The following is a 23,199-nucleotide window of genomic DNA, read 5'->3' as shown; positions in this document are numbered from 1 at the left end:
ATTGATAATGTAGAAACAAGCAATACTAGATGGGTCGTTAGCTCAGTCGCTATTTTGTAAAGCAAGGGCAGTTGGTTTTTAACAACTTTAATATTAAATAAAGTGAAGTTAAAATCCTTTACGAGTCACCACCTTCTAAGGGTGTCACTGATTAAAAAATTAGTGAGAATTTAGACATAAGCAATACTCGATGGGTCGTTAGCTCAGTCGCTTTTTTGTAAAGCAAGGGCAGTTGGCTTTTAACCGCTTTATTATCAAATAAGGTTAGGTTACAAACCTGCACGAGTCACCACCTTCTAAGGGTGTCACTGATTAAAAAATTAGTGAGAATTTAGACATTAGCAATACTCGATGGGTCGTTAGCTCAGTCGGTAGAGCAGTTGGCTTTTAACCAATTGGTCGAAGGTTCGAATCCTTCACGACCCACCACTTCTTTTTCATTTCTATTTACATCTAATTTTTTCTTATATTCTTTGAATCGATATTGTGTTGATTGCTAATAGACTAAGTGTTTTTACATTGAGCGAGATGCACTGTTGCATCCAATGACAAGCCGTTTTTTATCATTTCTTATAACGGCCTTTTTCGTCAAGTCAGACTGTGAAGCCCTTTTATTTATTGATAAGCTTAAGCTTTGTATCTTTTTAGTAAAGGAAATGGGAAAGATAAGGGCAATAAAAAAGAGGTGTAAACACCTCTTTCGATAGCAGAGCAATTATAATAAATCATTGTCTCTGACATATTGTTCAAACTCAGTACAGCCGCCGACGTGTTCTTTATCGACAAAAATTTGTGGGACTGTTTCAACTGGCTTGCCAACCGTTTTTTCTAGATCGGCTTTACTGATCCCTTCTGCATGAATATCGACATATTTAAAATTAAAATCATCTCTTTTTTCAACAAGTTGTTCAGATAGTTGTACAGCTCGAACACAATAAGGGCAGCCTGGACGGCCAAAAATAACAACAAACATATTAGCTCCTAAAATATCTTTGCCGTATTTATACCATATGGCTTTAGTATTTCATAATGGCGAGAGTATTTATTCCAATTCAACGAATCGATCAGTTTGGTATCGGCCTTGGTAATCAAAGAAGGTGTCGATAAGATCCCAACGATTTTTATTTTTTTTCAACAATAGAAGGTCGGGTTTCCTGAAATTATCTGCATGTTGAATGATGTCTTTGGGCTCAGTGTATTTAGGATGCGCGATACCGGGAGTGCGTGTGTGAGAGTGAATAAAAATAGCATATAACGCCCTGATCTGTGCAGGTGTTTGCATTGAAAAGCGTTGTATAAAATCATTTCCATCTATATCGATATAGCGCACAAGTAAATGCGTATCGAGGCTTTCAAATAGCATGGTCTGACATTTGAAAAGGTGGTGGTGTTTTTGCTGTAGCACTTCTTTTAGACGTTTATCGGGATCAACGAGTGTAGATTGACAATGTTGACAAATTTTAGCGGCAATATCGTTTTCTTCACCGCATTGAGGGCAAGATTTAGAGCGAAACCTAAAGTCACATTGGGTTTGTTTTTGGTTTGAACCTTGTGAGACGAGTCCCTGACAGCGCCGACCAAAATGTTCGATAATATCGCCATCATCATCGGTTATTCCCCAAAAAATATTAGCAAATTGGCATATTGGGCAGAGTACTTGTACTGGCTTACTTTTGCTATTAGGTTTTATTTGACCGACTTCGGGAAAATAAAGGTCATAGCCGTTAGCAGCATAATCGATGACGAGACAATCAGGCTTGTTTTCACAGATCCTAAGGCCTCGGCCAATCATTTGCTGAAATAAACTGACGGATGCTGTGGGGCGTAATATGGCTATCAAATCCACATGAGGTGCATCGAAGCCCGTTGTCAGTACTGAGACATTGACCAAAAATTTAATTTGTCTTGCTTTAAAAGCAGTAATATAAGCATCTCTTTCTTGACCTGATGTACTACCTGTAATGAGGACGGCGGTCTCAGAAGTTAGCTGAGCCATCATTTCTTGGGCATGTCTGATAGTGGCGGCGAAAATAATAATACCCTGACGCGTTTTTGCTAATTCTATAAGCTGTTTGATGATGGCTGTTGTCGCTCGCCCAGAATGGTTAAGTAAGGAGTCTATTTCACTTTCTGAATATTCTCCCGCCTTTGACGGTGTGAGTTGGCTAAAATCATATTGAGCCGACAGGCCATCTAACATTTTTGGTTGACTGAGAAAACCTGACTTGATCAGAGGACGAATGGGTAATTCGAAAATACATTTCTCAAAAGTGGCGTTATCAGGGTTACCCATTTTTCCATGATAATGGTGTCGATATATCCACCCTATTCCTAAGCGATAAGGGGTGGCGGTTAAGCCCAGTAATTTTAATTTGGGATTTTGCTTGAAAAGATGAGTTAATAATTGTTGATATTGGCTGGTTTTCTCACTGCTGACACGATGGCACTCATCGATAATGACTAATGAAAAGGCTTCATTGAATTGCTCTGGCTTTTTTACAGCAGATTGAATACTCGCAACCACCGTTTTACCCGAGGTGGATTTTTGTTTTAATCCAGCAGAATAAATGCTGGCGGCAGTGGTGAGTAATGCTACTTTTTCTGCATTTTGTGCCACTAACTCTTTTACATGGGTGAGAACCAGTACACGTCCTTTTGCGATTTTAGCGAGCTGGGCAATGACAATGCTTTTCCCTGCGCCAGTGGGCAGTACAAGGACCGCTGAGTCTGTTGTTTGTTTAAAGTGATTGATGGCGGCATCGACAGAATCTTGTTGGTAGTCTCTTAATTTCACGTAGCATGATCATGATGTTTATTTGCCGTAAGCATACCAGTACTGTTGAATTTTATCATGGTTTTGTCTCTCTCGAGCCATTGAGCTCGAGAGAGTGTAGGTACTATTTATTTAATCGATTGGCTATTAAAACATCAATAACACTGGGATCGGCAAGGGTTGAAGCATCGCCTAATTGTGTGGTTTCATTTGAGGCTATTTTTCGCAAAAATCGGCGCATAATTTTGCCTGATCGGGTCTTTGGCAGGCTGGGCGCCCACTGGATGAGATCGGGGGAGGCGATTGAGCCAATTTCTTTACGTACCCACTTAATGAGTTCCTGTATTAATTGCTCACTCTCATTTACGCCTGTATTTAAGGTGACATATGCATAGATACCTTGACCTTTAATGTGATGAGGATATCCGACAACGGCTGCTTCAGCGACGTGAGAATGAGCAACTAGTGCACTTTCAATTTCAGCGGTGCCCAAACGGTGCCCAGCAACATTGATAACATCATCAACACGGCCTGTGATCCAATAGTAACCATCTTCATCTCGTCGTGCACCGTCGCCGGTACAATACATGCCGTTGAATGTTTTAAAGTAAGTTAAAATAAAGCGATCATGATCCCCATAAATCGTTCGCATTTGACCAGGCCATGAGTCAAGAATGACTAGATTACCTTCGCTTTCGCCTTCTAATAAGCTACCCTGATTATCAACCAATGCTGGTTGAACGCCAAAAAATGGACGGGTGGCTGACCCCGGTTTTGTGTTCGTTGCACCAGGTAGCGGAGTGATCAACACACCGCCTGTTTCCGTTTGCCACCAAGTATCGACAATGGGGCAAGTTTGTTTTCCTATGGTGTCATAATACCAGCGCCATGCTTCAGGATTTATCGGCTCACCAACGGATCCTAGAATACGTAATGAACTGCCATCAAATGCTGAAAATTTCTCTTTTCCTTCTGCCATTAGTGAGCGTATTAAGGTGGGTGCAGTGTATAAGGTGGTGACTTTATGCCTATCTATTATTTCGCCTAATCGTGAAGGGCTAGGATAGTTGGGGACACCTTCATGCATTAAAATGGTGGCGCCATTGGCGAGTGGACCATAGACCATATAGGAGTGACCCGTTATCCAGCCTACATCGGCAGTACACCAATAGATATCGTCTTTCTTATGATCAAAAATATACTCATGAGTCATTGATGCATAGACCATGTAGCCACCTGTTGTATGCAAAACTCCTTTAGGACTACCAGTGGAGCCTGATGTATAAAGAAGAAATAAGGGATCTTCTGCAGACATTTCTTCATAGGGACAATGCTCTGATGCCGTACTCATGAGTGCATGCCAACTGACATCTCTTTCTTTATTCCAAGTGACATCGCCTGAAGTATGTTCAATGACAATGACTTTCTCTACACAAGTAACGTCAGTGTGCGATATGGCTTCATCCACATTATTTTTTAATGGAATGATACGACCTGCTCTGATCCCTTCATCGGCAGTAATGACCACTTTTGATTGCCCATCTATTATTCTGGCTGCAATGGATTCGGGAGAAAATCCACCAAAGATCACTGAATGTACAGCGCCTATTCTCGCACAGGCTAACATAGCGATAATGGCTTCTGGGATCATTGGCATATAAATAGTGACAACATCGGAACGTCTTACACCTTGACTTAATAGTGCATTGGCAAATTGGCAGACTTGTTGGTGCAATTCTAAATAAGTTAACGTTCGCTGTTTTTTGGCATCGTCGCCTTCCCAAATAATGGCGAGTTTATTTTCATCGTGTTTGAGGTGCCTATCAAGGCAATTAGCTGAAGCGTTAAGTGTGCCATCATAAAACCATTTTATGTAAAGGTTATGATCGTCAAATGAGGTTTTTTTTATTTGGCTATAAGGTTTAATCCAATCAATACGTTTACCATGTTCTCGCCAAAACCCTGTTGGGTTAATGACTGACTCTTGATACATTTTTTTGTATTGTTCGTCATTTATCAGTGTTTTTTCGGCTATGGTACTTGGAATTTTGTAGAGAGATTGAGCTTCCATTAGAATTCCCTGTTAATGTTCAGGCGAGAAAGTGATTTTAAAATAGCATTAAATTTTGGCTTGAACCAGTTCAAATACAAGGCTTTTTGTTGTTGATTAACAGCCTTTGTTTTTATTTTGTTTGTATTTGGTTTTATTTGTTGGTTTTCTGAGTTTGTTTTTAGAGGGATTCTTTTATTGAATGCTTATAGGTTTTATTTCAGAGAATGACTTGTATGAATTTGATAGCTGTTGGTTTTTATTCTCGATAGACTACGCATGTGCATTTTGGCTTTTTTGAGGCATTTATTTTTAATGAATGAAAACAGGTATTTTCAAATGAGCTGAGTCAATGTCTTTGGTACGAGTCTAGGATGATATTGAGAGTCAAATTAAGGGCTGTTGAACCCACTATAAAAGTTCGGCATACCTTAGCAATGAGAGAGTTATGAAGTTTACAATTATTATCAGTGCAACAGCCATTTTATATGCTTTGACATTATTCTTATTAGCTTGGGGAGCTGAACGTTGGTTTGTTAAAATCACTAAACGAATGCAAGTGTGGATCTATGCGCTGAGTTTAGGTGTGTATTGCTCTTCTTGGAGTTTTTTAGGAACAGTGGGCCAATCAGCGGAAGACATTTGGTCTTTTCTGCCAATATTTCTCGGGCCATTATTGTTTTTTACTGTTGGTTTTGGATTACTGAAGAAAATAGTGGTGGTAACAAAAACCCATAATATTACTTCAGTGGCCGATTTTATTGCTGCAAGGTACGGTAAATCACAAGTGTTAGCGGCTATTGTGACTTTGATTGCCCTTTTTGCCATTATGCCTTATATCGTCTTACAGTTAAAAGCCATGGTATTTGGTATGAGCTTGTTTCAGCAAGGGGAGGGATTATTTGATACTGAAACAGAAGCTTTGATTATCACTGTGATTTTAGCCTTATTTGCGATTTTATTTGGGACGCAAAAACTCAATGCGACAGAACATAATCCTGGAATGATATTGGCGATTGCGTTTGAATCACTGGTAAAGCTGGTTGCATTTTTATTAATTGGTTTAATCATCATATTTGATGTGTTTGATGGTGTGGGCGATCTGTGGCAAAACACAGTCAGTCAAGATGTGATCAGCCAAACCGACTTTAATTTTATGTCGTTATTGCCTGAGCTCTTTGTGGGTATGGCCGCTTTTTTATGTATGCCGAGACAGTTTCACGTCATGATGGTGGAGTGCGACAGTGAGAAAACCTTAGTGAAGGCACGTTGGTTGTTTCCACTTTATTTAATTTTATTTGCTTTATTTGTGATCCCTATAGCGTTGGCAGGAAAAAGTATTTTAGGGGATGTGGTTTCACCGGATAGTTATGTGGTTAACTTACCTTTAGTGTTACAACATCCTTCTTTATCGATTATTGCCCTTTTGGGCACGATTTCAGCTGCAACAGGTATGGTTATTGTCGCTGTTGTGACCATTAGTGTCATGGTGAGCAATGAATGGGTTGTCCCCATTATGCTTCGCACTGAGCAAATTAAGCAAAAAAACTTTAGTCACTTTTCAAGTGTGTTGCTGAATGCGAGACGGCTAACCATTATTTTGATTTTAGGTATGGGTTATCTGTGTTATCTCGCTTTGTTAGATAGCCGTTCATTAGCGGGCTTAGGTATTTTATCTTTTGGTGCTTTTGCTCAGCTTGCGCCGGCATTAATCGGCGGTATGTATTGGACGCATGGTAATCGTGGTGGTGTTTTCATTGGCTTAATTACCGGCTTTAGTGTTTGGTTTATCATTTTATGGCAAGAGGTGATTGACTCGGTTGGTGATCAAGTGCTGCATGTTGATTTTATGTCGGCAATAAGGCCTGATGCCATTGATATTTCTTATGCCTTGCTGGCCAATATTCTAGGTTACATTCTAGGTTCTATTTGGTGTCGTGCGGGTGTTGTTGAAAGGATGCAAGCGCGTGCTTTTGTGACACCTGGCGCATTAAAAAGTGCTTCAACCAATCGCTCTACATCTATTACTCATCAAGATTTATTAATGCTCGCGAGCCGTTTTATGAGTGCTTCAGACGCCTATGAGAGTTTTTCTCAATTTTCAAAGGATGCGGTCAAAAATGACATGCGAGATAAAGTGGCTCCGCCTGAATTAGTGATGCAAACGGAGCATTTACTTGCGGGAATTTTAGGTGGGTCCAGTGCGGCTTTAGTGATGGATTCTGTGGTACATGGCAGAGATTTAGCCATTGATGAAGTGTTTAATCTTGTTGATGATGCTTCTTCAAAAATTATGCTAAGTCAGGAAATGTTACGTGGGGCAATAGAACACGCTTATGAAGGTATGAGCGTGGTTGATAAAGACTTAAACTTAGTGGCTTGGAATGAAAAATACGTTAAGTTATACGATTATCCTGACACCTTTTTAAAAGCGGGCATGCCGATTGCGGATGTGATCCGCTTTAATGCAATGAGGGGGTATTGCGGTGAAGGTGATATTGAGGAGCAAGTTGCTAAACGAGTGGAATTTATGCGTCAAGGCTCATCTCATGTTTCAGAGCGGGAACGGCAAGATGGCCGAGTGATTAAGGTGCAAGGCAATCCTATTCCGAGCGGTGGCTTTGTGATGACCTTTACTGATATTACTCAATATCGAGAGCAAGCTAAAGCCTTGCAAGAGATGAATGATACTTTAGAGACACGAGTGACAGCGAGAACACATGAACTGTCCGTTTTAAATACACAATTGATCCGCGCCAAAGCAGAAGAAGAAAAAGCAAACGCCTCTAAAAGTCGATTTTTAGCTGCAGTGGGGCATGATTTGATGCAGCCGCTTAATGCTGCACGTTTGTTTTCTGCTTCTTTATCCCAAGATCCTGATCTTAATCAAACAGGTCAGGAAACCTTATCCCATATTGGTCGTTCATTGAAAGCTGCTGGAGAGTTGTTGACGGATTTGCTTGATATTTCAAAGCTAGACTCTGGTACGGTGGACGTGAATCGTAAAGACTTTATGATTAAGAATTTAATGAGTGAATTGGCCATAGAGTTTGAGGCCATGGCCACTGATTGTGGCATCGATTTTAGTTATATTTCTTGTTCGGCAACAGTCAATTCTGATCCTTATTTATTGCGGCGTGTGCTACAAAACTTTTTGACCAATGCTTATCGTTATGCAAAAGGGGGTCGTGTGGTGTTCGGTTGTCGCCATCGACCCCATGGATTAGAAATCCAAGTGATTGATACTGGTTGTGGAATTGCTGAGTCTGATTTGAGTCATATTTTCAGAGAATTTAAGCGACTTGAAAATCCTGAAACTAAACAGGTCAGCGGCTTAGGATTAGGCTTGGCGATTGTGGATCGTATTAGTCGTGTGCTAAATCATAAAGTTCATGTGGCATCCATTTTGACAAAAGGGTCGCTTTTTTCTATTTGTATTCCTTTTGGTCAGTCCATCATTAAACCACAGTTAAGTGTAACGCCTTCCTTAATGCAGCCTTTAGCGGGCATTAAGGTGTTATGTATTGATAATGAAGAAGCTATTTTAGCGGGGTTGGAATCCTTGTTAACTCGTTGGCAGTGTGAGGTGTTCTGTGCTGCTTCCTTCGATGAGGCAAAGGCATTATTGGTTCGTTTACACGTTGTACCGAATATTATTTTGTCAGATTTCCATCTAGATGATGGTAAAAATGGCGTTGATGCAATGGATGGAATCCGTGCTCTCTATGGTGAGTCTATTCCTGGGATCCTGATCACTGCCAATACGCAAAAAACATTGATTGATGATGTTCATCAACGAGGTTATGAATTCATGGCAAAAATGGTTAAACCTGCAGCGCTGAAAGGGCTTATGTCTAGTCTGATTAATGGATAGTATAATAGAAAGGGGTGTCAACTCTTCTATTATTTAATTTTATGGGGTTAATTGTTTGGCTAGGTAATCCACTAGCATTCTTACTTTAGGTGATAAATGGCGATTATGTGGATATATGGCCCAGATCCCATCTGAATCTATATAATCGTCAAACAGGTTAATCAGTAATTTTTGTTGAATATAGGGAAGGACATAATAGTCAGGTAATTGAATAATGCCTATGCTCTTTAATGCCGCATCGGTGAGCGCTTGGCCGCTATTACAGCGTAAGTTACCTTTGACGCGAAGACTGCGTCTTTTACTTTGATCTCTAAATTGCCAATAATCTTTTGTTCCAAGTAAGCAATTATGATGCTCAAGATCGCTTAATTGAACGGGCAAACCATGACGCTTGATGTAATCAGGAGACGCGCATACATAAAGTTTTCGTGATGATAATTGTTTGGCCATCATACTGGAATCTTCCAAATGCCCTAAGCGTATGCCTAAGTCAAAGCCTTCATCTACGAGATCTAATGGTTTATTTGATAGGTGAAGCTGGACATTCAGTTCTGGATAGCGAGCAATAAAATCGTTGATGATAGGGGCAATCGTACGTTCACCGTAAGTATTTGGAGCGGTTAACTTTAAATAACCTCGAGGAGTAGAGTGAAGATTAGTGATAGCACGTTCTGCTTCATCTAAACCGTCTAATATTTGGCGACAATGCTGATAATATATTTTACCCACTTCAGTGACCGATACCTTTCGTGTTGTGCGATAGAAAAGTTTTGCGGCGAGTTTTGCTTCTAATGCCGTGATTTGTCTACTGACTTGAGCGGTTGAAATACCCAGCTTTTTTGCCGCTAAGGTAAAGCTTTCTGTTTCGGCAACAGCCACGAATTCGCAAACTCCCTCCCAACCTAACATGATTATTTACTCACTATGATTAATACTGATGAACAGGGTTTCATTATTACTATACAGTAAAAGTTATTTTCAATTTTACATGATTATCATTTTTGGGGTAATGAATATAATGATTTTAATGAAATTTGATAGGTTTAGTACCTATTGATTTAGCTATATTACACTTTAATACAGGACAGGATATGTCAGCAGAAATTATCAAATCAAAAGCCGCAGTTGCTTGGAAAGTTGGGCAGCCTTTATCAATGGAAGTTGTTGATGTCATGCCCCCTAAAGCAGGTGAAGTACGCATTCAAATTGTCGCGACAGGTGTGTGCCATACCGATGCTTTTACGCTATCGGGTGATGATCCTGAAGGCATTTTTCCTTGTATTTTAGGCCATGAAGGCGGCGGTATTGTGGAATCTGTGGGTGAAGGTGTGACCAGTGTTGCTGTGGGCGATCATGTGATCCCGCTTTATACGCCTGAATGTGGTGAATGTAAATTTTGTTTGTCTGGTAAAACTAATTTGTGCCAGAAAATACGTGAAACCCAAGGGCGAGGTGTGATGCCAGATGGAACAACACGTTTTTATAAAGACGGTGAGCCTATTTTTCATTATATGGGCTGTTCTACTTTCTCTGAATATACAGTGCTACCCGAAATATCCCTTGCAAAGGTCAATCCTGAGGCGCCATTAGAGGAGGTATGTTTGTTGGGATGTGGCGTGACAACGGGTATGGGGGCGGTATTAAATACCGCGAAAGTGGAAACCGGTGCAACAGTGGCTATTTTTGGTCTAGGTGGCATTGGTTTGTCAGCGATTATTGGCGCTGCTATGGCTAAAGCGAGCCGTATTATCGCGATTGATATCAATGAAAGTAAGTTCGCGTTAGCGCAAAAACTAGGTGCAACTGATTGCATTAACCCTAAACATTACGACAAGCCGATTGCCGAGCTCATCACTGAATTGACGGATGGTGGGGTGGATTATTCTTTTGAGTGTATCGGTAATGTTGATGTGATGCGTTCAGCGCTTGAGTGTTGCCATAAAGGTTGGGGAGAGTCTGTGATCATTGGTGTGGCAGGTGCTGGAAAAGAGATCAGTACACGACCATTTCAATTAGTGACTGGACGTGTATGGAAAGGTTCTGCATTTGGTGGCGTGAAAGGGCGCTCTGAATTACCTGAGATTGTTGAGCGTTACTTACAAGGTGATTTTAAACTTGACGATTTCATTACTCATACAATGACGCTTGAAGGCATTAATGAGGCATTTGAATTAATGCATGCAGGAAAAAGTATTCGCAGCGTGATCCACTTTTAGTGATTGAGGTAATGATTAATGAAAAATAAATCACCCCTGACTCTGCTTAGCAGTAATAAAGTTTTTGGTGGATTACATCAACAGTATCAACATATGTCGACAAGTACGGGTTGTGAAATGCGTTTTGCCATTTTTTTACCGCCTCAAAGTCATGTTCAGCCTGTTCCTGTTGTATATTGGTTATCGGGCCTCACTTGCACGGATGAAAATTTCATGCAAAAAGCAGGGGCTTTGGGTGTTGCCGCAAAACTGGGTATTGCCATTGTGGCGATGGATACCAGTCCCAGAGGGGATAACGTTGCTGATGCTGAAGATGGGGCTTATGACCTAGGTCAGGGAGCCGGGTTTTATCTTAATGCCACAGAGGAGCCTTGGGCTGAGCATTATCGTATGTTTGATTATGTGTCTGTTGAATTACCTGAGCTGATTGAGGCAAACTTTTCCGTAAGTGATAAAAGGGCTATTTCGGGTCATTCAATGGGGGGACATGGTGCGTTGGTGTTAGGATTAACATCAGAGCGATATACTTCTATTTCTGCATTTAGTCCTATTTGTCATCCAATGTCATCGCCTTGGGGACAAAAAGCTTTTACTGCGTATTTAGGCAAGAATATTGATTCATGGAAGCAATATGATTCAGTCGAATTAATACGCTCTCATGGCATATCTACGCCCATTTTTATCGATCAAGGTTTGGATGATCCTTTTTTAGATAAAGAGCTTAAACCCGAAAGTTTACAAGCGTTGCTTGAACATAACGCTTATCCTGTTACATTGAGAATGCAATCTGGATATGATCACAGTTATTATTTTATTGCCAGTTTCATAGAAGAGCACTTAGTGTTTCATGCTAAGCATTTTGATATCGATTTATGAATCAGCATTCCCATTAAAAACCACAATCGATTTTTAATGGGAACATTGCGCACCAAAGCCCGTATTAGTGTTACTCTATCGGGCTTTTTTTCATTTCTAATTGTTTTAATGATATGACGGCTTGTGTTCGATTTCTCACGCCAAGCTTTTTGAAAATAGCAGTGGCGTGGGCCTTAATGGTGGCTTCTGATACAGATAAATCATAGGCTATCTGTTTGTTGAGGAGCCCTTCTGCGAACATTTGCAGCACTTTATATTGTTGAGGCGTTAATGTTTTTAATTTACAAGCCATTTGATTAATATCATCATTATTGATTTCTTGTAATTCAACGCCTTCGGGTAACCAAAAGTCGCCTAATAAAACAGTGGAGATCGCATTAGCGAGCGTATCCATAGAAGCTGATTTTGGAATGAAACCTGAGCTGCCATAGTGCATTGCTCTGCTGATAGTATCGTTATCTTCATATGCTGAAATAACAACCACTGGAATGCTGGGATAGTGTGCTCTTAAATGGATTAAAGTAGAGTAACCGTTTGATCCTGGCATTTGTAAATCGAGTAATATTAGATCGGGATTTAATTCGGGATTATCCAATGAAGATCGTAATGCATCTGCGCTATCAGCTTCATACCAGAGGGTATTGGTAAATACGTTGGTTAATGCTTGTCTTAGTGCATTTCTAAATAAAGGATGATCATCCGCAATAATAATAGTTAGTTTTTCAGACTTCATGAATTTATCTAATGTTAAGTTTGTGGTGCGGGAATAAGTTTAATGTAACAGATTATCTATTCGTTATTCTATCGATTTTATTCCTAATTACCAATAAAGTGACTTTTTAATCAAAAAATAATCATTTTTTGATTTTTTATTTAATTTATAGAGGCTTGGTTCACAATATTCTTAATGAATTACAGTGAATAACACGATCATATCTCTCTATAATAAGGGTGATTATTTACTATTGTTCTTTATTTGTTTTTATTGTGTTCTTTATTTTGTCTTTTTATGGTTTCTGTAGTTTTGAATGTATTTATTAATACTGCATTTGTTTATTGTTGTTTTTATTTTTGCTTATTTGTTTTTATTGCTTTTGTTTATTGTTAATTAAGTGTGTATTTTAATGCTGCATTTTTAAGGGGAATATAAAATGGTGATTATTGTGAGTTTATCGATCCTATTTAGATTGATCCTTTTAGATGAATAATCAGTTGGCCTTTACGGATAGAAAGAGTGCACTTTCTATCCTAAAGCGATCGTGTTTTAGGCTATTTCAGTATCAGGTTACAAGACTATTTTTCAGTGGGTTCCTGCCAAATTGGGGTCGGTTGTCTATCGCTATCGATCGCAACAAAAGTAAATACGCCTTTTATGGCGTGATCTCTTATGTCCTCGTACATGTTTTCGACAAAAATATTCACTTCTACTTTGATTGAAGTGTTTCCAACATATATCACGCGAGCAACAATTTCTGCTAACGTTCCTGCTGGGATGGATTTTTTAAAATCAATCTTATCAGAACTCACCGTTACTAAGGTTTTACGACAAAAGCGTGTTGCGGCAATAAAGGCGGTCTCATCCATCCAAGACAGTGCTTCACCACCAAAAAGTGTGTTGTGGTGATTGGTTAATGAGGGAAAGACGACTTTAATGACTCTGGCTTCCGATTGTTCAATTCGAAGCGCCATGGTTTTGGATATTGACTCGCTGGCAAAGGACATACTACAACCTGAGATTATACGGATAAAATTCGGGCGAGATTATAGTCACATTGCTTAGAAAAGAACAGGAATAAAACAAGTGATTAACTTATATGATTCAAGTTGGTACGATTAATGCTTTATATTAAAGAAATTAATTCTCTTGATGAACATTAAAAGAGAAGCATAAAGGGATAACCTTTATGCTTGGGTAATGTGCTTATCGTTTGTGTAAATATTCACGTCTATCACGAGAAGCTTTTGCTAAGTCTCTTAGAAGCTTTTCTGAATCGTTCCAATGTAAGCAAGCATCGGTAATACTTTTACCGTATTCAAGGGGCTGATCATTCATCACCTTTTGATTGCCTTCAAGCATAAAGCTTTCTGCCATTATTCCTGCAATTGCGGTGGAGCCTTGTCGCATTTGTTCCATGATATCTGCGGCAACATTAAGCTGTTGTTTATGTTGTTTTTGACTGTTCCCATGACTGAAATCGACTACCATGCGTGGGGTGATCCCAAGGGCGGTTAGTTGTTGGCTGGCAGTAGCAATATCTTCAGCTTTATAGTTAGGCTGTTTACCGCCTCTTAAAATAATATGGCCATAAGGGTTACCATGAGTGCGATAAACTGCCATAGCACCATCTTTATCGGGTGAATAGAAAATATGCGGTACTTGAGCGGCGCGAACGGCATCGACGGCGATATTGATATTGCCGTCAGTGCCATTTTTAAAACCAACTGGGCAAGACAGAGCTGAAGCCATTTCTCGGTGAATTTGGCTTTCCGTTGTGCGAGCGCCAATGGCGCCCCATGTGATCAGATCGGCAATGTATTGACCATTGACCATGTCTAAAAATTCTGTGGCAATAGGCAATTTAAGTTCAGTGATTTGTTGTAATAACTGTCTTGCCATGCGCAAGCCTTTATTGGGGCTAAAGCTACCATCAAGATCGGGATCAGAAATGAGACCTTTCCACCCTACTATGGTCCTGGGTTTCTCAAAATAGACACGCATGACAATACAAAGATCATCTTTTAGCTCTTGATGAAGTTTCGCAAGGCGCTCAGCATATTCTAAGGCAGCTTTAGTATCGTGAATAGAGCAAGGACCGATGATCACCAATAAGCGTTGATCTTCACCGCTGATAATGGCTTCGACTTCTCGCCGTTGCTCGATAAGATAATCGGCAGCCGCTTGTGTTAAAGGGTATTCAGAAGCTAATTGCGCAGGAGAAATGACTTTGCATAATAGGGAGGTGCGTAGTTCGTCTGTTTTGATGGTCATGCATTATACCGCGTGTTTAATGGACTTAATCTTAATTGCCTTCGATTATACTCAATTGTTGACCTTTTGGCAGTGTCTATTTAGTGCATTGTATATTTAAAGTTCATTTACTTAAGGCGTTAGACAGAGGTCTGATAGTGAATATTAACTTTTACTCATATCATTATCGCCGATAAGATAATTAAATTAATCAGCATTATTAATATGTTGACATTTCGGAGTTTGATATAGCTTTATGAAAAAATTAGCACTAATACTATCCTTAGTCGTTACCCTGAGGTTATTGCTGAAAATAATCAGTTAACATTTGAGGGGGCGTTAGGCGTATTAGATGGCTCATCCACTGAGATTGTTTATGAGAGTACAGGTAGAAAGCTGAGCCAGCTGGATTGGGATATTAATAATGTTCCTATCATTAAATTAGGTGCTAACTGGGATTTAAATGAGCAGTGGACATTCAAGGGGCGGTTTTGGTCGGTAGTCACCAATAATGGTAATGCTCATATGGAAGACCGAGATTGGTTGGATTCTACTCAATCTACCTAATACCCGTGATACTTGAAGATGCATGTTTTCAGAGCCTGTAAAAGTGCCTAATTCAAGGCGTATTATTGTAAGAATGCTTATTGCCTTTTAAGGTGATACAACGCAGAAGTAGGTGATTTTACAGACTCCCAAAGGGCTGGTTTAAAAGCCTTTTATACTGCGTTATTGAACATCAGCTTAGAATGACTAGGCACGCTGTTCAAAGCCTTGCCTAAAAGGCTTTTAATTCCAGCTGAATCCTGCATCTTCAAGTATCACGGGTATACACATCTCTCTATTAGTCCTGCGACACAATTAAAACAAGCTTATGAAATCGATTTAAGTGCGATTTATTGGCTCATTAATGTATCTCAGTATCAATTAGGCGTGCTGGGAGGCTATCAATACAACACCTTTAAATGGGACGGTATAGGGGGCACTTATTCTTATAATAATGGCGCTGATGTGGGCGTTTTTCCAAATACTGTTGGCATTGATTATAAACAAGAATTTAATGCCCTTTATTTAGGGCTTGTTGGTGCCTATAAATTTAAGCAGTCTGAAATTGGTATGCAAGTTAAATGGAGTCCCTGGGTGAATGCTAAAGATAAGGATAATCATTATGACCGTGATTTGACCTTTTATGACAATAGTCATGAGTCGTCTGACTTTCTCTCTGTATCTGTCAATTATGATTATCATTATACGCAAAGTGTCACCTTGTTTGCCGAATACGTATACAGTCAATACTCTGAAGCGAAGACTGATGTAACTATAGTCAACACTAAGACTGGTGTGACATCTTATGCTCCAAATGGAGAGGGGCTAGATAATGAGCATTCAACTATCACTGTGGGTGTCAAATATCGTTTTTAAGATGAATGATAGTCATTTGAAAGGTGGGCGTTGTTCACGTTCATTTTTAAATAATCTTGATTAACTAATGCTTTCTTGCTTGAGAAAGCATTGTTCATTTTTTACCTATCCTATTTGCCTGCCTGATAAGTCAACGGTAATACTGCGCCAACTTTGGCATTCACTGGTCTCTAAAAGTTCAAAGGGTTGACCATTTTCATCTAGCATAGGTTGGTAAGCCTCTTTATCGTTATTATTATCCAATGGATAAGTCACTTTGACTTTTGTGGTTTTTTCTGGCTCAAAAGGACTGGTTTTAAGAAGCTCAAATGTGCAGTTGCTCTCTGCTTTAGTTAACCGATTTAAGATCCCAATAGCTTCTTCGCAGTCTTTAATCGTGGAGAAAGGCTCATGAAGCAATACATGCAATGCTTCTTTAACTTGTACTATGTCAGTACCGAAAAACCAGTCTTTCAATTTATCGTTTAAATATTCAATAACAGTAGTGATTTTATCTAACGTGCTGCCAAAACGGTAATCATTATATCCAGTCTCTTGAATATTAATGATGGTTTCATCATTAATATTAGGACTGAGAGTATGGTTGAAGTAACTAGAGTGTGCGCTAAGAGGTATACCTGACATAATTTACCATTAATAAAAGTTAATCTTGCTGGTGATTATTATGTTTATAACGTGAATGTGGCTATCAAAAAAATAATGACTTATCAGAAAAAGTAAAATTTACATTGTGTTATGTGAGTAATAAGCCTGCAGCAATATGTCTTTTGGCAGGCTTATTCTAGGCAATTACAACTTATATTGTTTATGGCCTGTTACATTCAATATTTCTGTGATCATTTATCTACCTTGTTTGTGGCTAGGATTATCCTTGATGATTAAAACATATGCCGTTTAAGACCTGTCACTTCTAAGATTTTCGTGGCGATTTCTTCTACTGAGTGGTTAGTGGTATCCACGAATGGAATACGTTCTTTACGATACATCATCTCGACTTCTTTGACTTCCATGCGGCACTGTCTGAGCGATGAGTAACGGCTGTCTCGCATACGACTTTGGCGTATTTCATGGAGTCTGTCAGGGTTAATAGTTAATCCAAAGAGCTTTTCTTTATTGCGCTTTAAGGCTGCATGCAGTTTTAGGTTATCCATATCATCTTCAGTAAACGGGTAATTGGCGGCTTTTATTCCAAATTGCATAGAAAGATAAAGACTGGAGGGGGTTTTTCCACAGCGAGAGACCCCTAAAAGGATTAAGTCGGCTTCATCCATGTGTTTCATGGTTTGGCCATCATCGTTATCCATTGCGTAGTTAATGGCTTCAATTCGCGTCTCGTAACTTTCATTGGCTTTACCATGGGTTCGGTGAAGGGCGGGGACGGCGCACATGCCTAATTGTTGTTCTAATGGCGCAACAAAGGTGTTTAAAAAATCATAATCTAGCCCTTCACTGCTGTAAATGATGTCGCGAATTTCCGGTTTTACGATGGAATGGAACACAATTGGTCTTTCACCTGTTGTAATAAAACAATCATTTATTTGTTGCTTGACTTCAGCTGCTTTTTTTTCTGTCCCCACAAAAGGAATGGTAAGTGCATCAAACTCAACTGGAAATTGAGATAATACTGCGTGCCCAAACACCTCTGCTGTGATGGCTGTCCCGTCTGAAATGTAGAATACTTTTCTCAATTTGTTGGCCTCTTGTAGTAATAAAATTACAAATAAAATTATAGATTTACGCTGCTTGCCGTGGAGTGTAAAATGCTCCAGCCCTTATGTGAAGGGGCCACACTGAAATAAACTTGCGGAGATAGAACTGTGCAGCAATACGTACTCTGGTATCAAGAATTAGGTATGGGTGACGTCAACAAGGTTGGCGGTAAAAACGCGTCACTAGGTGAAATGATCAGTAACTTAGCAAACGCTGGCGTTCAAGTTCCAGGCGGTTTTGCTACGACTTCCTTTGCGTTTAATGAATTTCTCGAGCAAAGCGGACTCAACCAAAAAATTTATGATGTACTAGAAACACTTGATGTAGATGATGTGAATGCACTCGCTACAGCTGGTGCACAGATCAGACAATGGATAATCGATACACCTTTTCATGCTGCATTTGAACAGGTTGTTCATGAGTCATATGATAAATTGTCAGCACAAACCAGTGAAGCATCGTTTGCTGTGCGATCGAGTGCAACAGCAGAAGATATGCCTGATGCGTCATTTGCCGGACAACAAGAAACATTTTTAAACGTTAAAGGCTATGAGTCTGTGCTCATTGCGATTAAACATGTTTTTGCGTCATTGTTTAACGATCGCGCGATTTCATACCGTGTTCATCAAGGTTATGATCACAAAGGTGTTGCTTTGTCGGCGGGTGTGCAGCTCATGGTCCGTTCTGATAAAGCGGCATCGGGTGTGATGTTCACTATGGACACTGAGTCTGGTAATGATGATGTTGTCTTTATTACATCATCTTTCGGTTTAGGTGAGATGGTGGTACAAGGGGCAGTCAACCCTGATGAGTTTTATGTGCATAAGCCCAGTTTAACCGCCGGACATCAATCTGTTGTTCGACGTAATATTGGCAGTAAATTGATTCAAATGGTTTATGCAGATTCCAAGGAGCATGGTCAACAAGTTAAAATAGAAGACGTTGATGCGCAAATGCGTCGCGAATTTTCAATTAACGATGATGAAGTGATGGAATTGGCGAAACAAGCCATGATCATCGAAAAGCATTATGGCCGCGCCATGGATATTGAATGGGCGAAAGACGGTAATGATGGCAAACTTTATATTGTACAGGCACGTCCTGAAACCGTTCGTTCTCGTGAAGATGTCCAACTTATTGAGCGTTATCATCTGAAAACTAAAGGTGAGGTGGTATCTGAAGGGCGAGCTATTGGCCATAAGATTGGTAGTGGTGTGGCCAAGGTATTGGCATCGATTGATGACATGGATCAAATTCAGCCAGGTGATGTATTGGTGACAGACATGACGGATCCTGATTGGGAGCCGATTATGAAGCGCGCCAGTGCAATTGTGACCAATCGTGGTGGCCGAACGTGTCATGCAGCCATTATTGCACGTGAGCTGGGTGTGCCTGCGGTGGTCGGTTGCGGTGATGTGACTGAGCAAATTAAAAACGGTCAAGCTGTGACGGTTTCTTGTGCCGAGGGCGATACCGGTTTTATCTACGACGGTATTCAAGAATTTGATGTGATTTCATCTCGTGTCGATGCGATGCCTGACTTACCGATGAAAATTATGATGAATGTCGGTAACCCTGATAGAGCGTTCGACTTTGCTCGCTTGCCTAATGAAGGTGTGGGTCTTGCCCGTCTCGAGTTTATTATCAATCGCATGATTGGTATTCATCCTAAAGCTCTACTGGAGTTTAATCAGCAGGATGCAGAACTTCAGGCTGAGATTCATGAGATGATAGCGGGTTATTCATCACCGGTCGAATTTTATGTAGCACGCCTTGTGGAAGGCATTGCGACTATCGCTTCGGCTTTCCATCCTAAGAAAGTGATTGTGCGCATGTCTGACTTTAAGTCTAACGAATATGCAAATCTTGTGGGCGGCGATCGTTATGAGCCTGAAGAAGAAAATCCGATGTTGGGTTTCCGTGGCGCCAGCCGTTATATTTCTGAGTCGTTCCGTGATTGTTTTGCATTAGAATGTGAAGCGATTAAACGCGTTCGCAATGAAATGGGCTTAACCAATGTTGAGATCATGATCCCCTTCGTGCGGACTGTCGATGAAGCGGCGCAAGTCATAGAACTGCTTAAAGAGCAAGGCTTAGAGCGTGGGAAGGATGGATTACGTGTCATCATGATGTGCGAGCTACCTTCAAATGCGTTATTGGCTGAGCAATTCCTAGAGCATTTCGATGGTTTCTCTATTGGTTCAAATGATTTGACTCAGTTAACTTTAGGGTTAGACAGAGATTCTGGCATTATTAGCCATTTATTTGATGAGCGAAATGATGCAGTTAAAGCACTATTATCCCTGGCGATAAAAGCGGCTAAAGCAAAAGGCGCTTATGTGGGAATATGTGGTCAAGGTCCATCTGATCACGCTGATTTTGCGGCTTGGCTGGTTGAACAAGGCATCGATACCGTATCACTTAACCCTGATACAGTCATTGATACTTGGCTTTATTTAGGTAAGGAACATGCTAAAGGGTAAGATTATTCTCTAGTTTGCCGATTTTTCAATCGTTTTATAAAGCCGCAATACGCGGCTTTTTTATTTTATATGCATGCGACTTTTGCTTACTTAAAGATAATGGCTATAGAGTGATTGGTATAAATGGTGAGAAAGGGGTTTGTAGTCTAACGTTGAGGTAGCGATTGATCATATCAAGATAAAGGGACGACTTATGATGAGTATGCTGGAAGGGCGATTTTCTTCGTCTTCGTTATTCTTTAATCAAATTTTTTATTATTATAACAAGTTTTTCCAGTGTCGAGCGCTTTACATGGGAGGCTTGTTATTATTTCCTACGGCGCTTAAAGCTGAACCTCCTACAATGGCCACAGCTGACACTGTTACCAGTGGTATTGTGTCACAAAGCATATCGAAAAATGCTATTTCACAAACGTCTTTACCGCAAGCGATTGTTGATAGTCCGGCTGTTGCTAATATCATGGTGACCCTATCATTGGATAAAGCCAGTACTATTTTAGAGACAGCGCTAAGTATAGCTAAAACTGAGAGCATGCTGCCTATTACAGTGGTCATTCTTGATGCGGGAGGCCATATTGTGGCATTAAAACGGCAAGATGGGGCGGGTATATTTCGAGTTGAATTAGCAAATGCAAAAGCATATGGCGCATTGGGTATGGGGGTGTCAACACGTGTACTTGGTGAGCGTTTGCAAAACAGGCCTGTTTTTGCGGGTGCGCTAACGGGCGTCTCAAAAGGCAAGTGGGTAGATGTACCCGGTGGCGTGCTTATTCGTAATGAAAAAGCACAGGTCATAGGCTCGGTAGGTATTAGCGGGGATACCTCAGATAAAGATGAATATGCCGCGATTAATGCAATTAAAGCCGCTGGTTATTATCCAGAGCCACTCGAACCTAATGAAAATTGGAAAGGAACGCAATTATAATTTGTTTGTAGATAAATCAGTATTTTATTGACTTTTACTGGTTATAACATTGAGGAGGACTTGTTTGTTTTCTTGCTCCATTATGCTCAATGCACGTGTTAAAGCTTCAGGTAAGTCGCTTGGAGTGTCCACCTTTTCACCGTATCCTCCAGCGGCTTTACAGATGTCTTCATAAGCAGGCGTGGGAGAGAGCTCACATAAAGGAATATTATTCTTGTTATCGGCTGTATTACGGTTTGAAAAAGCACGGCTGGCCATGCGCGTTCTATCCCAAGCTCCATTATTTAACACAATAAAAAGGATTGGAAGATCATGCAGCGCTGACATATGGTGTGTCGCGACAGGTACACCAAAGGTATAGGTGCCATCGCCAATCACACAGATCACTCGTCTGTCAGGTTTCGCTAGTTTAGCCCCTAAAGCGGCGCCTAATGACCAACCCAAGCCTCCGGAACTGGCATGATTGAAATAAGTGCCTGCTTGTGTAAAACAGGTTTGTGTGAGATCGAGAATAAACTCTGTGATCACAATATCTAAGGGGTGTAAGACTTGGGAGAGGCAATGAGAGACCCAAATTGGGCTAATGGGAATAAGATCTTTGCTATGTTCAATGTTCACTTGCTTTAGCTTTTGATTAACTTGTTGATATTTCTTGTATTGCGCTAATCTTTTTTTGTTATTTTGTTTAATGGGACAGTGTTGTAATAGTGCGGTTAATGTTTTACTAGGATCGCCTAATAAACTTAAATCGTTAGGAAAACTGCGATAGGGATATTGGCTGTAAAGTGGATCGTCTCCGAGGGAGATCACAACGGCGTTATCTGAGAGTGTTTGGTTGCTAGGTAACCATGGAACAGGGGTTTCAATGAGCAGAATAACATCGGCGTTATCAAGATAAGAACTGACATCAAAGCCTAAATGCAGTGGATGGTTTTGAGGAAAGTTCATGTAACTGGGGTTAGATTCAATGACACCAATAGACATGGCTTCAGCAAAGTTAACTAATGCGGTGACGGCTGCAGATCCTTTACCGAGCATACTGACCACAATAATAGGATTGCTTGCTTTTGATAATAGATCCATTGCTTTTTTGATGGTTGATTCATCTGGAATACCAGCAGTTACCGGCGTTAATTGAGGAGATCCATACACCTTGCGATCAATAAGAGGAGCTCCACTTATCTCGACGGGTAAAGCAAGATAAATAGGACCTTGCGGTTGACTTTGGCTGATAGCCAGCCCTCTATCGATCAGTGTTTCTAGTTGGTCAGGGCTTCTTAGTTCATAATCCCATTTGACAAATTCTCTAAACATTGTGCCTTGATCAAAAGACTCTTGCCCCCAGTGCACAATATGCGAGCGGGATCCTTTTTGTCCCTTTTCAGTGATGGCTGTACGCCCTGCGATCACATAGAGAGGAATTTTAGCTCTGGCTGCATTAATGATCCCCATGACACCTAACGCACCGCCAACAATGGTATGTAACATAATACAGGGCGTTTTTTCCGCAACCATAGCATAACCATGAGCCATGGCTATTCCGGGCAACTCATGCACGGCTATTATGGCTTTAGGGTAGTGACTTTGTTTTTCTGTATAGGCTTCTATGATGGCTGGAAAATCTGTGCCACTTCCTACAGCAAAAAAATACTCAACGTCTCGAAGGGCTAGGAGTTCTAGCAGTGCTTCACCAACCTGAGTTGCATTCAACGTTATTTGTTTGCGACGATTCTCCATCACGGATGAGCCTTGTAGGTGTTTTTCATTAGGTGTAGTTAAGTTTAGTTAACGATGATGAAAGGAATGTTTTGAATAACTTATTCAGTTTTCATGAGGCGATTTGTTAAGTGTGTTCCTCGCTATTCCAGTAAGCTTGAGTATAATAGATTTTATCAAATTAAT

General features: G+C 40.4%; 17 protein-coding genes and 1 tRNA gene. 8 read left to right on the top strand and 10 right to left on the bottom strand.

Annotation, left to right across the window (positions count from 1 at the left end; genetic code table 11):
* Positions 1-353: 353 nt before the first annotated feature.
* Positions 354-429: transfer RNA gene (locus Q0779_RS09905), tRNA-Lys, on the top strand.
* Positions 430-715: 286 nt separating this feature from the next.
* Here the strand turns inward: Q0779_RS09905 and Q0779_RS09900 are convergent.
* The 3 genes from Q0779_RS09900 to acs all read right to left on the bottom strand — a co-directional run bounded on the left by Q0779_RS09900 (position 716) and on the right by acs (position 4,844).
* Positions 716-973, bottom strand: coding sequence for a GrxA family glutaredoxin (locus Q0779_RS09900; protein ID WP_298772138.1), 258 nt, complete (start codon positions 971-973; stop codon positions 716-718).
* A gap of 69 nt (positions 974-1,042) precedes the next feature.
* Positions 1,043-2,794 (bottom strand): DEAD/DEAH box helicase, encoded by a 1,752-nt coding sequence (locus Q0779_RS09895; protein ID WP_298772137.1) that lies wholly within the window; start codon positions 2,792-2,794, stop codon positions 1,043-1,045.
* A 103-nt stretch (positions 2,795-2,897) separates the two neighbouring features.
* A complete protein-coding gene (gene acs / locus Q0779_RS09890; protein WP_298772136.1) occupies positions 2,898-4,844 on the bottom strand; it encodes an acetate--CoA ligase in 1,947 nt (648 codons plus the stop codon).
* 427 nt (positions 4,845-5,271) lie between these two features.
* Here acs and Q0779_RS09885 point away from each other — a divergent pair, with 427 nt between their 5' ends.
* Positions 5,272-8,697, top strand: coding sequence for a NahK/ErcS family hybrid sensor histidine kinase/response regulator (locus tag Q0779_RS09885; RefSeq protein ID WP_298772135.1), 3,426 nt, complete (start codon positions 5,272-5,274; stop codon positions 8,695-8,697).
* Between the two features lie 39 nt (positions 8,698-8,736).
* On the opposite strand, the gene Q0779_RS09880 is transcribed toward Q0779_RS09885, so the two are convergent.
* A complete protein-coding gene (locus tag Q0779_RS09880) occupies positions 8,737-9,606 on the bottom strand; it encodes a LysR substrate-binding domain-containing protein (protein ID WP_298772134.1) in 870 nt (289 codons plus the stop codon).
* Between the two features lie 182 nt (positions 9,607-9,788).
* On the opposite strand from Q0779_RS09880, the gene Q0779_RS09875 reads away from it, so the two are divergent.
* Together Q0779_RS09875 and fghA are read left to right on the top strand one after the other, a co-directional pair.
* Positions 9,789-10,913, top strand: coding sequence for an S-(hydroxymethyl)glutathione dehydrogenase/class III alcohol dehydrogenase (locus Q0779_RS09875; RefSeq protein WP_298772132.1), 1,125 nt, complete (start codon positions 9,789-9,791; stop codon positions 10,911-10,913).
* A gap of 36 nt (positions 10,914-10,949) precedes the next feature.
* Positions 10,950-11,789, top strand: coding sequence for an S-formylglutathione hydrolase (gene fghA / locus Q0779_RS09870; protein WP_298772234.1), 840 nt, complete (start codon positions 10,950-10,952; stop codon positions 11,787-11,789).
* A 70-nt stretch (positions 11,790-11,859) separates the two neighbouring features.
* On the opposite strand, the gene Q0779_RS09865 is transcribed toward fghA, so the two are convergent.
* From Q0779_RS09865 to Q0779_RS09855, 3 genes are all read right to left on the bottom strand, one after another.
* On the bottom strand, positions 11,860-12,522 hold the full coding sequence (locus tag Q0779_RS09865) for a response regulator transcription factor (RefSeq protein WP_298772130.1): 663 nt from the start codon (positions 12,520-12,522) through the stop codon (positions 11,860-11,862).
* 560 nt (positions 12,523-13,082) lie between these two features.
* Positions 13,083-13,511: an acyl-CoA thioesterase gene (locus Q0779_RS09860; protein ID WP_298772128.1), complete on the bottom strand. Its 429-nt coding sequence runs from the start codon at positions 13,509-13,511 to the stop codon at positions 13,083-13,085.
* Between the two features lie 199 nt (positions 13,512-13,710).
* Positions 13,711-14,778 (bottom strand): 3-deoxy-7-phosphoheptulonate synthase, encoded by a 1,068-nt coding sequence (locus Q0779_RS09855; RefSeq protein ID WP_298772126.1) that lies wholly within the window; start codon positions 14,776-14,778, stop codon positions 13,711-13,713.
* Positions 14,779-15,021: 243 nt separating this feature from the next.
* Between Q0779_RS09855 and Q0779_RS24005 the strand changes: the two genes are divergently transcribed.
* Complete coding sequence (locus Q0779_RS24005) at positions 15,022-15,324, top strand: omptin family outer membrane protease (protein ID WP_367180808.1); 303 nt, start codon at positions 15,022-15,024, stop codon at positions 15,322-15,324.
* A gap of 207 nt (positions 15,325-15,531) precedes the next feature.
* Positions 15,532-16,179 (top strand): omptin family outer membrane protease, encoded by a 648-nt coding sequence (locus Q0779_RS09850; RefSeq protein WP_298772124.1) that lies wholly within the window; start codon positions 15,532-15,534, stop codon positions 16,177-16,179.
* Between the two features lie 105 nt (positions 16,180-16,284).
* On the opposite strand, the gene Q0779_RS09845 is transcribed toward Q0779_RS09850, so the two are convergent.
* Positions 16,285-16,803, bottom strand: a complete 519-nt coding sequence (locus tag Q0779_RS09845) for a hypothetical protein (protein WP_298772122.1) — start codon at positions 16,801-16,803, stop codon at positions 16,285-16,287.
* A 254-nt stretch (positions 16,804-17,057) separates the two neighbouring features.
* Positions 17,058-17,867: a pyruvate, water dikinase regulatory protein gene (locus Q0779_RS09840; RefSeq protein WP_298772120.1), complete on the bottom strand. Its 810-nt coding sequence runs from the start codon at positions 17,865-17,867 to the stop codon at positions 17,058-17,060.
* A 129-nt stretch (positions 17,868-17,996) separates the two neighbouring features.
* Between Q0779_RS09840 and ppsA the strand changes: the two genes are divergently transcribed.
* Together ppsA and Q0779_RS09830 are read left to right on the top strand one after the other, a co-directional pair.
* Complete coding sequence (gene ppsA / locus Q0779_RS09835) at positions 17,997-20,372, top strand: phosphoenolpyruvate synthase (protein WP_298772117.1); 2,376 nt, start codon at positions 17,997-17,999, stop codon at positions 20,370-20,372.
* Positions 20,373-20,565: 193 nt separating this feature from the next.
* On the top strand, positions 20,566-21,297 hold the full coding sequence (locus Q0779_RS09830; RefSeq protein WP_298772115.1) for a heme-binding protein: 732 nt from the start codon (positions 20,566-20,568) through the stop codon (positions 21,295-21,297).
* A 24-nt stretch (positions 21,298-21,321) separates the two neighbouring features.
* Here Q0779_RS09830 and Q0779_RS09825 read toward each other — a convergent pair whose 3' ends face one another.
* Entirely contained in the window at positions 21,322-23,034 is a 1,713-nt protein-coding gene (locus Q0779_RS09825; RefSeq protein ID WP_298772113.1) for a thiamine pyrophosphate-requiring protein, read from the bottom strand.
* Positions 23,035-23,199 lie beyond the last annotated feature (165 nt).

The sequence above is a fragment of the uncultured Shewanella sp. genome, assembly GCF_947491715.1.
Taxonomy (GTDB): domain Bacteria; phylum Pseudomonadota; class Gammaproteobacteria; order Enterobacterales; family Shewanellaceae; genus Shewanella.
This window is presented reverse-complemented; position numbering and strand designations above follow the sequence as displayed.

What these genes read in the sequence shown, in the direction of transcription:
- Q0779_RS09830 (WP_298772115.1), top strand. Translation starts at nt 20,566, where the DNA reads ATGATGAGTATGCTGGAAGGGCGATTTTCTTCGTCTTCGTTATTCTTT.
- Q0779_RS09885 (WP_298772135.1), top strand. Translation starts at nt 5,272, where the DNA reads ATGAAGTTTACAATTATTATCAGTGCAACAGCCATTTTATATGCTTTG.
- Q0779_RS09855 (WP_298772126.1), bottom strand. Translation starts at nt 14,778, where the DNA reads ATGACCATCAAAACAGACGAACTACGCACCTCCCTATTATGCAAAGTC.
- Q0779_RS09845 (WP_298772122.1), bottom strand. Translation starts at nt 16,803, where the DNA reads ATGTCAGGTATACCTCTTAGCGCACACTCTAGTTACTTCAACCATACT.
- acs (WP_298772136.1), bottom strand. Translation starts at nt 4,844, where the DNA reads ATGGAAGCTCAATCTCTCTACAAAATTCCAAGTACCATAGCCGAAAAA.
- Q0779_RS09860 (WP_298772128.1), bottom strand. Translation starts at nt 13,511, where the DNA reads ATGTCCTTTGCCAGCGAGTCAATATCCAAAACCATGGCGCTTCGAATT.
- Q0779_RS09875 (WP_298772132.1), top strand. Translation starts at nt 9,789, where the DNA reads ATGTCAGCAGAAATTATCAAATCAAAAGCCGCAGTTGCTTGGAAAGTT.
- Q0779_RS09825 (WP_298772113.1), bottom strand. Translation starts at nt 23,034, where the DNA reads ATGGAGAATCGTCGCAAACAAATAACGTTGAATGCAACTCAGGTTGGT.
- Q0779_RS09900 (WP_298772138.1), bottom strand. Translation starts at nt 973, where the DNA reads ATGTTTGTTGTTATTTTTGGCCGTCCAGGCTGCCCTTATTGTGTTCGA.
- Q0779_RS09865 (WP_298772130.1), bottom strand. Translation starts at nt 12,522, where the DNA reads ATGAAGTCTGAAAAACTAACTATTATTATTGCGGATGATCATCCTTTA.
- Q0779_RS09880 (WP_298772134.1), bottom strand. Translation starts at nt 9,606, where the DNA reads ATGTTAGGTTGGGAGGGAGTTTGCGAATTCGTGGCTGTTGCCGAAACA.